Genomic DNA, 11,810 nt, shown 5'->3' with positions numbered 1-11,810 from the left:
TTGGCGGACCCCAAGCGCAAATTCGTTGGCATTTGCGCGAAGTGCCCCTAACTCGGGGCGCATGATGTCTCCAGCGATTGCACCCGATACCATTTCGCTCATCGGCAACACGCCGCTCGTCCTGCTGAAAGGGCCGAGCGAAGCGGCAGGGGCCGAGATCTACGGCAAGTGCGAGTTCGCCAATCCCGGCGCTTCGGTGAAAGACCGGGCAGCGCTGTGGATCGTGCGCGATGCCGAGGAGCGCGGGGTGTTGAAGCCCGGCGGGACCATCGTGGAAGGCACCGCGGGCAATACCGGGATCGGTCTTGCGCTGGTGGCCAATGCACGCGGCTACAAGTCGGTCATCGTGATGCCCGAGACGCAATCGCGCGAGAAGATGGACACGCTTCGCGCGCTGCGGGCCGAGCTTGTGCTGGTGCCTGCTGCGCCGTTCTCGAACCCGGGGCACTTCGTCCACACCTCGCGCCGCATTGCCGAGGAGACGGAAGGTGCGATCTGGGCCAACCAGTTCGACAACATCGCCAACCGCCGCGCCCACATCGACAGCACCGCGCCCGAAATCTGGGAGCAGATGGAGCACCGCATCGACGGCTTCACGTGCGCTGCAGGTACGGGCGGGACGATTGCGGGCGTGGGCCTTGGTCTGAAGGCGTTTGACGAGAAGGTGACTATCGCGCTCACCGACCCGCACGGCGCGGCGCTCTATAGCTATTACGCCAATGGCGAGTTGAAGGCCGAAGGGTCTTCGGTTGCAGAAGGCATCGGGCAGGGGCGGATCACCGCCAACCTCGAAGGCGCGCCGATCGACACGCAGTTCCGCATCTCGGACGAGGAAGGACTGTACTGGGTCGAACGACTGCTGGCTGACGAAGGCCTGTGCCTTGGCCTTTCGAGCGGGATCAACGTGGCGGGCGCGGTGGCGCTGGCAAAGCAGCTGGGCAAAGGCAGCCGCGTGGCGACGATCCTGTGCGATACGGGCTTCCGCTACCTGTCCTCGCTCTACAATCCCGAGTGGCTCAAGGCCAAGGGACTGCCGGTGTTCCCTTGGCTGGAGCAATAGGCTAGACTGACGCCATGGCAATGTTCGGCTTCCCCGCTGCACGACCGGCTCCCCCTCCGACCGAGGCGGAAGTGGCGGCGGCGAGCGCGCTGGCCCATGTGCCGCCGACGACGCGGGAGTTGCGCGCGCAGGCAGTGCACCGGTTGCAGGTCGGGCTGTTCGGGCTGGCAGGGATGCTTCTGCTGGTCAGCCTTGCCAACGTGATCATGGACCGGGCGAAGTACATTGACGCGAGCGCGGTAAACACCGCTGCGCCCGCCGTGCAGGCGAGCGAGACTTCGGCCAAGGACCCTCTGGCTGATATGGGCGTGGCTCCGCAACTACCGGTGAGTGCCAAGGAAAAGCCATCAGCTTCGCCTTCCCCTGCGGTAAACGCGCCGAAGAACTGACCGGCGATGCGTCGCCGCCTTCTTGTCCTTCTGGCGATTGCCATCGTGGCCGCTGCTGCTGTCTGGGTGTTGGCGGGGCGTAGCAAGCCGGACGAGCGGTCGCTTGGCCTGTTCACCAGCCTGCCGATCATCTGGAGCGAGGCGGGCGATCTCAAAGAGCTGGTCGATGGACCGCAGCAGGCGCACTGGGCCAAAGGCATGCTGGAGCAGCATGGGCATCTGGTCCCGCTCGATACGCTGCTGCAGATATCCCGCCTCGACGCGCTGGTAATTGCGCAGCCCCGACCGCTGATGCCTGAGGAGAACGTCGCCCTCGACACGTGGGTCCGGCAGGGCGGGAAGGTGCTGATATTCGCCGATCCGATGCTGACGCAGGAGAGCGCCTTTGCCCTTGGCGACCGTCGCAGGCCGCAGGATGTCGCTCTGGTTTCGCCGATCCTCGGGCGGTGGGGGCTGGAGTTGCAGTTCGATGACCGCCAGCGGGAAGGCTTGCGGGAAATTGGGGGCGAACACGTTCCTGTGAACCTTGCCGGCGCCTTCCGGTCGAAAGATGGCGGGAAAGACTCCCGCTGTGCGATCACGCCGGATGGTCTGATTGCCCGGTGCAAGATCGGGAAAGGGCGGGCCGTGCTGGTCGCGGATGCCGCAGTGCTCGAAACATCCGATAGCCCGCAATCGCGCGAAACCGCGCTTTCCTATCTACTCGGCGACGCATTTTCGGACTGAACCGCCGTTCCGGTGCGGGAAAACACGGGCCAGAGCCGGGCCGGGCCCATCCTTGCGCTGGACATGTGCCGGATTCCGGACGATTCAGCTGCCACAAATTGAGGCACATCATGGTTATCGCCGCGGTAACGAGCAGAAAAAATGCTACGGAATCATAACTAGTCCGCATTTTCCCGCATTTTCCCCTTTTCGCCCGCCCAGTCCCGCGTTAGTAATGCGTCTATCGGGACGAGTTTCCATTCGCATCCGCGGGGGATGAGTCGGCTTTGCGCGATGGCGCAGGGCCGAGCGAAGGAGCGCGCGTCCGCGAGCGGGGTGTCCAGGCGTGGCGGGAGGGCCGGTAAATCTGGTGGGGCAGGGCTTTTCGCCACGTGGCGAAAAAGGCCGCTTCGTCCTGCCTGCCGACTTCCGCTCAGACATCTACACCGCCTCGGCAAACCAGCGCATCCTCTGCCTCGACAAGCACCCCCGCCTGCCCTGCCTGACCGGATTCGGCCTGTCCCGCCTGGACGAACTGGCAGCAGAGATCGACCGCGAGGAAGAGAAGAAGCTTCGCCTCGGGATCGACTTCGATCGCGATGTTGCCGAGGCGCAAGCCTATGGCTTTACCCGAGTCGGCTTCGATGAAAGCGGTCGCTTCGTCCTGCCTGAATACCTCTCCGAACTGGGGCAGGTGGAGGACGGTCTCTATTTTCAGGGCGGCGGTCGCCAGATCACGATCTGGAGTCCGCGCGTGCTGTTCGAGCAAGGCGAGGCATGGGACACCGCCAAGGCGAACTGCCGTGCCAAGATGGCCGAAGCTGCCAAGGGGAAGCGCAAGTGACCGACGCTCCCGCAAAGGCCCCGCACATTCCCGTGCTGCTCGAGGAAGTGATCGAGGCGCTTGAGCCCAAGCCCGGCGACATCATTGTCGATGCCACGTTCGGCGCTGGCGGCTATACCCGGCGGTTGCTGGAATCGGGTGCGACGGTCCATGCGTTTGACCGCGATCCCGATGCGATCGCTGCGGGAAAGCTCTGGGGAGAAACCTGTGGAAAAGATCCACGGCTGGTTCTCCATGCCCGCCGCTTTTCCGAACTCGCAGAAGGACTTGCGGAGGCCGGAATCGCAGGCGTTCAGGGTGTCGTTTTCGATATCGGGGTAAGCTCCATGCAGCTTGACCAGCCGGGGCGCGGATTTGCCTTCTCATCCGACGGTCCGTTAGACATGCGAATGTCACAGGACGGTCCAAGTGCGGCGGATTTCCTGAATGAAGCAGGCGAGGGGGATATAGCGGACGTTCTCTACCGCTATGGCGAAGAACGCCAGTCGCGCCGGATCGCCCGCGCCATCGTTGCCGCCCGCCCGCTGACCAACACCGGACAATTTGCCAACGTCGTGCGCAAGGCGCTCGGCTATCGCCCCGACATCAAGGGTCCCAAGGCGCAGAAGGATCCGGCCACCCGCAGTTTCCAGGCTGTACGCATTCACGTGAATGGCGAACTGGACGAGCTGATCGCTGGCCTTGCAGCCGCCGAGAAGGTGCTTGCTCCCGGTGGCCGCATCGCAGTGGTGAGCTTCCACAGCCTTGAGGACCGCATCGTCAAACAGTTCCTGCGCGAGGCGGCTGGGGCCGTGCCTGCAGGTTCGCGCCATTTGCCGCAGATGGCTTCCAAGGTTGAGCCGGTCTTCGCCAAGCCTTCGGCCGCGATCCGCCCGACGCCCGCAGAAGAAGAGCGCAACCCCCGCGCTCGCTCTGCCACGCTGCGCTGGGCCGAACGTACCACGGCACCTGCGCGCAATGGTGCCGGGAGGGCTGCGGCATGATCACCACGGCAAGCCGCCTGCGCTCCGTTGGATGGCTCGTTCTGCTCGGTCTGTGCCTGGCGCTGGTCATGGTGCTGGCCTTCCGCGTCAATGCGCTTCGCAGCCAGATTCACCATGCCGAAGCGCGGATCGTCGCGCTCAAGCAGGAGAAGATGTATCTCGAGACCGAGTTCGAGACCCGCTCCAACCAGCAGCAGCTCAAGGCTTGGAACGACGTCGAGTTCGGCTATGCCGCGCCGAGCGCAAGCCAGTACCTCGAGGGTGAGCGCCAGCTGGCCGAGTTGAGTGTGCCGACGCAGCCCGACGCGCCAGAGCCGATCCGCGTGGCCAGCGTGGACGACAGCGTGATCGCCTCGGCGGCTTTTCCCTCAATGGTCTCGCCGCTGACCGGCAAGGTGCTGGCGAGCAACGATCGCAAGGCGGTTTCGCCATCGGACGAGGATGACACCGCCTCTGACCGTCCTGCACGCAAGGTGGCGCACGCCGAGGCGGTCGAGACCTTGAAGGACCGGCTGGGCAAAGTGATCGACGCCCGTCCGCGGGGCCCCGTGCGCAAGGAAACGGCTTCGGAGAAGGAGCGCCCCGCAAAGAAGGCTGAGGCCAAGGTTGCGGAGAAGACCAAGGACGCGCCCAAGGAAAAGGCTGCGGTTGCCAAGGCCGACAAGGCCAAGCCCAAGGTCAAGACTGTCGCAACTGCGGATAAGTCGGCCCCGAAGAAGGACAAGTCGGCTCCGACCCCTCGCGCCGCCAAGGGCAAGGAGGCTAAGGCAGCCCGGTGAACGCACTCACCGCCTCCGCCGCCATCGCCTCGGGCCGCGTCAAGCTGGCCAACGTTCGCCAGCGCTCGCTGGTCGAGGCCAAGGTGCGCGCACTGGTGGTGGCAGGCTTCATCCTGTTCTTCGGGTTTGCCGCACTTGCCCGCATTGCTCAGCTAGGCTTCTTCGAAGGCTCGCCCGAACGGCGCTCGCTGGCCGAAGCGCTGCTGCCTCCGCGCGGGGAGATTACTGATCGAAATGGCGTGCCGCTGGCCCGCGCCTTCCCGTCCTACGCCCTGTGGTACAATCCTAAGGCGTTCGGCGAGAATGGATCGCCGCTGGTCAAGTCGCCCGAGGAAGTGGCCAAGGCGCTGCTCGCGATCTTTCCTGACGCTGACTACAACGATCTGCTCCGCCGCCTGAAGTCCGACAAGCCAAGCTACCTGCGCCAGCGGGTCATGCCCGAAGAGGCCAATCGCATCTTCGCGCTGGGTGAACCCGCCCTCGAATTTCCGCGCGAGAACCAGCGCTATTATCCGCAAGGCTCGCTGGGCGCGCATGTGCTCGGCTATGTCGACAGCGAAGGCCATGGCCATGTCGGCATGGAACAGGTGCTCGAAAAGGACCTGCTCGACCCGGCCAAGCGTGGCAAGCCGGTTGCCCTGTCGATAGATATGCGTGCGCAAGGCGCGCTCGAGGACGAGTTGGGCCGTGGCATGCTGGAAACGGAGGCCAAGGGCGCAGCCGGCGTGATCCTCGATGTAGATACCGGCGAAGTCATCGCGCTTGCCTCGCTGCCCTCGTTCAATCCCAACCGGTCGGACAAGGCGCTGAACAACCTGGTGTTCAACAAGGTCACCAACCAGGTCTATGAGCTCGGCTCCACGTTCAAGCCGCTGTCGATTGCCGCTGCGATCGACGCTGGCGTCGTGACCGATCTTTCGGTGCGCTATCCCTCTGATCGCCCGCTCGAAATCGGCGGTTTCCGCATCCGTGACAGCCATAGCTTCGGCGCATCTCTGAATGTGCCCGAAGCGCTGATCCATTCGTCGAACATCGTCACCGCGCAAGTGGCCGACAAGCTCGGCGGGGCTGGGCTAAAGAAGACGATGGCCGCGCTCGGCATGAACGAGCGGCCCTATATCGAACTGCCAGCGCGCGGTTTCCCGCTCTGGCCGCGCGGGCACGAGAAGACGGGAGAATGGGCCCGGATCACGACGATGACGGTCAGCTATGGCCACGGCATCGCGGTTACTCCGCTCCACCTCGCCGCCGCCTATGCCGCAATGGTCAACGGCGGCATCTGGCGGCCCGCCACCCTGTTCAAGCGCGAACCGACACAGGTTCCCGAGGGGCGCCGGGTCTACAAGGCCTCGACCAGCGCGCGTATGCGCCAGTTGCTGCGGATGATCGTGGTGGATGGTACCGGCAAGAGCGCCAATGCCGCAGGCTTCCGCGTTGGCGGCAAGACCGGTTCGGCGGAAAAGCCGGGCGGCAAGGGTGGCTACAACCGCACGTCGCTCGTTGCGACTTTCGCTGCCGCGTTCCCTATGGACAAGCCACGCTATGTCGTGATCGCCATGCTCGACGAGCCCAAGGGTACGGCTGCGACATCGTTTCAGCGCACTGCCGCTTGGAACGCAGCGCCAATCGTAGGTCGCGTAGTGCCGCGAATCGGACCGTTCCTTGGCGTGGTGCCTGACGACACGCGCGACATCGACATTTCGGATCTTTCGCCGCTCGTCGGCAACGGAGAAGGTGAATGAAGCTCGGGCCGATCCTTGATGCGGCGGGCTTCGCGGTCGAGAACGGCGATGCCAGCGTCACCGGCTTTGCCATCGACCATCGCAAGGTGGCGCCAGGCACGGTGTTCGGCGCGTTTCCCGGCACGCGCTTCAACGGCGAGGATTTCATTGCCGATGCGGTGAAGGCCGGAGCCGTCGCGGTCGTGGCCCGGCCGGAGGCAAAGGTCGAAGGCTCAGTCCATGTCGCCGACGAGGAGCCGCGCCGCGCTTTTGCCGCACTCGCCGCGCACTTCTTCCAGCCGGTGCCCGAAACGGTCGTTGCCGTTACCGGGACCAACGGCAAGACCTCGACCGTGGAGATGACGCGGCAGATCTGGCGGATGGCCGGATACTCTGCGGCTTCGATCGGCACGCTGGGCGTCACAACAGCGGACGAAAGTGTCTCGACTGGCCTCACCACGCCCGACATCGTCACATTCCTCTCGAACATGACCGGCCTTGCCCGCGAAGGCGTGAGCCATGTTGCCTACGAGGCATCGAGTCACGGACTCTCGCAGTACCGCAACGAAGGCCTGCGCGTCGTTGCCGGAGCCTTCACTAACCTCAGCCGCGACCATCTCGATTACCATGCGTCGATGGAGGACTATTTCGCGGCCAAGATGCGCCTGTTCGACCATGTCGTGGAAGAGAGCGGCACGGCCGTCGTCTGGATGGACGACGAATGGTCTGAACGGGCGGTAGAGCACGTCCGCCGACGGGGTCTGCGGCTGCTCGGTGTGGGCGAGCAGGGGACGGAAGTCCGCCTGCTCGCCCGTACGCCCACGCAATTGGGGCAGACGCTGGAGATCGAATTCGAAGGCAAGGCGCGCAAGGTAAACCTGCCGTTGATCGGGGCGTATCAGGCGGCAAATGCGCTGGTTTCGGCAGGGCTGGCTATTGCTTCGGGAACCGATGCCGACAAGGTGTTCGATGCTCTTGGCCGATTGCAGCCGGTGCGCGGGCGTCTGGAGCGCGCTGCGATCAATCGGTCAGGGGCGCCGGTCTATGTCGACTATGCGCATACGCCTGATGCCATCGAAGCCGCGATTGCAGCACTGCGGCCCCACACCGAGGGCCGGTTGATCACGGTGTTCGGCGCAGGCGGTGACCGCGATGGCGGCAAGCGCCCGGAAATGGGCCGCGCGGCTTGTGCAGGCTCTGACCTGGTAATTGTCACGGATGACAATCCTCGTGGCGAAGACCCTGCGGAGATCCGCGCGGCCGTCATGGCAGGCTGCGACGGCAAGGCGCGCGAGATCGGGGATCGCCGCGCCGCGATCGCTGCGGCGATTGCCGAGGCAGGGCGCGACGATATCGTCCTTGTTGCGGGGAAGGGGCACGAACAGGGACAGATCGTGGGCAGGGGCGATGCCGTGCGCGTCTTGCCGTTCGATGACGTACAGGTCGCAAGGGAGTGCACGACATGACCGCCCATCCCGCTCTGATTTCATGGCCCGAGGACCCGTCGGATGCGGCGGGTCTTGCGCTTTGGACAAGCGAGGAAATCGCGCGGGCTACGGGCGGCAGGGCGAGCGGACAGTTTGCAGTGTCCGGCGTCGAGATCGACAGCCGCGAGGTGGTGGAGGGCGATCTGTTCTTCGCGCTCAAGGGTGAGGCTTCGGACGGCCATCGCTACCTCGAGGGCGCGTTCGGGCGCGGAGCGGCGGGCACTGTGGTGGAGCATGGCTGCTTTGGATCGCACATCCTCGTGCCGAACACGTCAAATGCGCTTGAGGATCTGGGAAAGGCCGCGCGAAATCGGGTAGACGCGGGCATCATCGGAGTCACCGGCTCAGCTGGCAAGACCGGGGTCAAGGAAGCGCTCTACGCTGCATTGGACCGCGCCAGCAGGGGCCGTGCCCATCGTTCGGTCAAGAGCTACAACAACCATGTCGGCGTACCGCTCAGCCTTGCGCGGATGCCCGCGCGCACCAGCTTCGGCGTGTTCGAGATGGGCATGAACCACGCTGGCGAGCTTTCGGCGCTGACGCAATTGGTGCGCCCCCATGTGGCGATCGTGACCACCATCGCGCCAGCGCATATCGGCCACTTCTCGGGTGAGGAGGCGATTGCCGACGCCAAGGCGGAGATCTTCGAAGGCCTCGAGCACGGCGGCGTCGCGATCATCCCGCACGACAATCGCCATTACGAACGCCTCCGCGCCAAGGCGGTGCAGCACGCGGAACGGGTGGTCAGCTTTGGCCGCCATGCCGAAGCGAACGTGCGCCTGCTCGATGCGGTGGCGGCGGCCGGTGGGGGGACGCTGGTGACGGCTGACCTCGGCGGGCGCAAGGTGTGCTACACCATTTCGCAGCCGGGCGAGCACTGGGTGGCCAACTCGCTGGCGATCATGGCGGCGGTAGAAGCCATCGGCGGCGATCTGGGCGCGGCGGGGCTGGCGCTGGCCGAGCTGGAAGGCCTTGCCGGACGGGGTGCTCGCCACGAAATCGCTGCCACCGGCGGCGACGGTTCGGGCAAGGCGCTGCTGATCGATGAGAGCTACAACGCCAACCCGGCCTCGATGGCGGTGACGCTGCGCCAGCTTGGCGCAACCCCTGCCGCGCGCCGCGTCGCCATCCTTGGCGCGATGAAGGAACTGGGCGAGGGCGAGGCGCGCTATCACGCCGAACTGGCCGGTCCCGTTGCCGAGGGCAAGGTCGACAGGCTGGTGCTGGTTGGAGCCGAAATGGCGCCACTGGCCGACGTGCTGGGGAAAAACGGCGCGTCCTCGCTTGCCGGTCAGGTCGATGTGACGCATGTGCAGACGGCTTCGGAAGCGGCGGAATGCCTGGCTGCCGATGGCGTGCGCGGGGGTGATGCCATCCTCGTCAAGGGGTCGAATTCGGTGGGACTTGGCGCGATCGTGCGTTCGCTCACCACCAGGGAACGGTGAATGCTCTACCAGCTGGCCGAGTGGCTGCACTTCGAGGGATTCAGCAACCTCATCCGCTACCAGACGTTCCGCGCCGGGGCGACGCTGCTGACCGCGCTGCTGATCGGTCTGATCATCGGCCCGCGCTTCATCAACATGCTGCGCGTGCGTCAGGGCAAGGGCCAGCCGATCCGCGAGGACGGCCCGCAATCGCACCTCGCCAAGCGCGGCACGCCCACCATGGGCGGGCTGATGATCGTCACCGCATTGACGCTGTCGTTGCTGCTGTGGATGGACGTGTCGAGCCGCCTCGTCTGGTCCTGCGTGGTGGTCACGCTGGGCTTCGGACTGATCGGCTTCCTCGATGACTACGACAAGGTCACCAAGTATGCGCACAAGGGCGTGCCGGCCAAGGTGCGCCTTGCCGGCGAGTTCGTGGTAGCTGCCGTAGCTGCGTGGCTGGCTGTTGGCGAAACGCACCTTTACGTTCCGGTTTTCAGCAACCTCTATATTCCGCTGGGGCCGTTCTATTACCTGTTCGCGATCTTCGTGATCGTGGGTGCGGGCAATGCGGTGAACCTGACGGACGGGCTCGACGGCCTGGCGATCATGCCGGTGATCATTGCTGCGGGGACTTTTGCGATCATTGCCTATCTGGCGGGTCGTGTGGACTATTCCAGCTACCTCGGCATTCCGCACGTGAAGGGCGCAGGTGAACTGGCGATCTTCTGTGCGGCGATGATGGGAGCAGGCTTGGCGTTCCTGTGGTTCAACGCGCCGCCTGCGGCCGTGTTCATGGGTGATACCGGCAGTCTCGCTCTAGGCGGTGCTTTGGGCGTGATCGCGGTTGCAGCGCATCACGAGATCGTGTTGGCCATTGTCGGCGGGCTGTTCGTGATGGAGGCCGTGTCGGTGATCGTGCAGGTCGCGGTCTACAAGCGCACCGGCAAGCGCGTGTTCCGCATGGCCCCGATCCACCACCACTTCGAGCAGCTTGGCTGGAAGGAATCGACCGTCGTGATCCGCTTCTGGATCGTGTCGATCGTGCTCGCGCTGATCGGCCTTGCCACGCTGAAGGTGCGATGATCGTCTCGCCCGCCTTTACCGGTAAGCGCTTCGCGGTGCTCGGCCTTGCCCGTTCGGGGCAGGCGAGCGTCGAGGCGCTGCTGGCGGGCGGGGCGGAGGTTACCGTGTGGGACAGCCGCGAGGAACCGCGCGCGGCTTACGAAGGTCGTTGCACCATCGCAGATCCGCTGGCGATAGACCTGACCGGGTTTGCAGGCGTCGTCGTCAGCCCCGGCGTGCCGTTGAACCGCCATCCGATTGCCGCCCACGCCGCCTCCTTCGGGGTGCCGGTGATCGGCGACATCGAACTCTTCGCACAGGCGCGCGCAGACCTTCCGCCGCATCGTGTCGTTGGCATCACTGGTACCAACGGCAAGTCGACAACGACGATGCTGGTCCACCATATCTGCAAGGCGGCGGGGCTAGAAGCGCGGCTCGGCGGGAATATCGGGCTGCCGGTGCTGGGACAGGAGCCTCTGCCAGAGGGCGGTGTCTATGTGCTCGAGCTTTCGAGCTACCAGATCGACCTGACGCAGAGCCTCGATTGCGATGTGGCTGCGCTTATCAATCTCAGCCCCGATCATCTGGATCGCTACAACGGTTTCGAAGGCTATGCCGCAGCCAAGGCGCGACTGTTTCAGATGCAGTCTGGCCGGAACCGCGCAGTATTCGGTTGCGGGGACGAACACACTCTGAAGATCGCGCGCGAAACGTCCGCATCCCATGACGCGGGTTTCGTGCATGTGGTCCAGCCTGATGCGCTTGAGGGACAAGCGGCGTGGCCTTCGTTGCAGGGCCCGCACAACCTCCAGAACGCGGCGATCGCCGTCGAGATTGCGCGCCAGCTTGGCATCGGCGAAGACGTGTGGCGTCCCGCGCTGGCCAGCTTCGTCGGCCTGCCGCACCGGATGGAGCGCGTGGCGGAGGCGGGCGGCGTGCTGTTCGTCAACGACAGCAAGGCGACCAATCCGGCCTCGACCGCGCCTGCGCTGGGGGCGTATCCTCGCATCCACTGGATCCTCGGCGGTCTGCCCAAGAGCGACAATCTCGACGAGTGTGCGCCCTATTTCGATCACGTGGTCGCCGCCTATACAATCGGCGAGGCCGGGCCGATGTTTGCCGACATTCTCGATCCGATCATGCCCGTCACCCGCAGCGAGATGATGTGCGATGCGGTGCGCCAGGCGATGGAGGCAGCGCAACCCGGTGATGTGGTGATGCTCTCGCCAGCCTGCGCCAGCTTCGACCAGTTCCGCGATTTCGAGGCGAGGGGCGACAGCTTCCGCCAGATCGTTGAGGCGCTGATTGCGGATGCCGATGCCCCGTGTCCCCCGGATGCCGGCGCATGAGCAC

The 11,810-nt window shown here is 64.9% G+C and carries 11 protein-coding genes; all 11 read left to right on the top strand.

The features are described 5' to 3' along the window. Positions 1-61 precede the first annotated feature (61 nt). The 11 genes from ACZ1JX_RS09965 to murD all read left to right on the top strand — a co-directional run bounded on the left by ACZ1JX_RS09965 (position 62) and on the right by murD (position 11,806). Positions 62-1,060: a cysteine synthase A gene (locus ACZ1JX_RS09965; protein WP_465123399.1), complete on the top strand. Its 999-nt coding sequence runs from the start codon at positions 62-64 to the stop codon at positions 1,058-1,060. 14 nt (positions 1,061-1,074) lie between these two features. Then, positions 1,075-1,449, top strand: coding sequence for a hypothetical protein (locus ACZ1JX_RS09960; protein ID WP_465123398.1), 375 nt, complete (start codon positions 1,075-1,077; stop codon positions 1,447-1,449). Between the two features lie 6 nt (positions 1,450-1,455). Further along, positions 1,456-2,175, top strand: coding sequence for a Gldg family protein (locus ACZ1JX_RS09955; RefSeq protein ID WP_465123397.1), 720 nt, complete (start codon positions 1,456-1,458; stop codon positions 2,173-2,175). 325 nt (positions 2,176-2,500) lie between these two features. Beyond that, positions 2,501-2,998, top strand: a complete 498-nt coding sequence (locus ACZ1JX_RS09950) for a division/cell wall cluster transcriptional repressor MraZ (protein ID WP_465123396.1) — start codon at positions 2,501-2,503, stop codon at positions 2,996-2,998. After that, a complete protein-coding gene (gene rsmH / locus ACZ1JX_RS09945; RefSeq protein WP_465123395.1) occupies positions 2,995-3,981 on the top strand; it encodes a 16S rRNA (cytosine(1402)-N(4))-methyltransferase RsmH in 987 nt (328 codons plus the stop codon). The genes ACZ1JX_RS09950 and rsmH overlap by 4 nt, the downstream gene beginning before the upstream one ends. Further along, positions 3,978-4,760: a hypothetical protein gene (locus ACZ1JX_RS09940; RefSeq protein WP_465123394.1), complete on the top strand. Its 783-nt coding sequence runs from the start codon at positions 3,978-3,980 to the stop codon at positions 4,758-4,760. Before rsmH ends, ACZ1JX_RS09940 begins: the two co-directional genes overlap by 4 nt. Further along, complete coding sequence (locus ACZ1JX_RS09935) at positions 4,757-6,502, top strand: peptidoglycan D,D-transpeptidase FtsI family protein (RefSeq protein ID WP_465123393.1); 1,746 nt, start codon at positions 4,757-4,759, stop codon at positions 6,500-6,502. Before ACZ1JX_RS09940 ends, ACZ1JX_RS09935 begins: the two co-directional genes overlap by 4 nt. Beyond that, positions 6,499-7,947, top strand: coding sequence for a UDP-N-acetylmuramoyl-L-alanyl-D-glutamate--2,6-diaminopimelate ligase (locus ACZ1JX_RS09930; RefSeq protein ID WP_465123392.1), 1,449 nt, complete (start codon positions 6,499-6,501; stop codon positions 7,945-7,947). The genes ACZ1JX_RS09935 and ACZ1JX_RS09930 overlap by 4 nt, the downstream gene beginning before the upstream one ends. Next, on the top strand, positions 7,944-9,413 hold the full coding sequence (locus ACZ1JX_RS09925; RefSeq protein WP_465123391.1) for a UDP-N-acetylmuramoyl-tripeptide--D-alanyl-D-alanine ligase: 1,470 nt from the start codon (positions 7,944-7,946) through the stop codon (positions 9,411-9,413). Before ACZ1JX_RS09930 ends, ACZ1JX_RS09925 begins: the two co-directional genes overlap by 4 nt. After that, positions 9,414-10,478: a phospho-N-acetylmuramoyl-pentapeptide-transferase gene (mraY, locus tag ACZ1JX_RS09920; RefSeq protein ID WP_465123390.1), complete on the top strand. Its 1,065-nt coding sequence runs from the start codon at positions 9,414-9,416 to the stop codon at positions 10,476-10,478. Then, positions 10,475-11,806, top strand: a complete 1,332-nt coding sequence (murD, locus tag ACZ1JX_RS09915) for a UDP-N-acetylmuramoyl-L-alanine--D-glutamate ligase (protein ID WP_465123389.1) — start codon at positions 10,475-10,477, stop codon at positions 11,804-11,806. Before mraY ends, murD begins: the two co-directional genes overlap by 4 nt. Positions 11,807-11,810 lie beyond the last annotated feature (4 nt).

The organism is Novosphingobium sp. BL-A-41-Hi4A-0G (assembly GCF_055521735.1).
The sequence above is the reverse complement of the archived record's forward strand: the minus strand, read 5'-3'. Positions and strand labels throughout refer to the sequence as shown.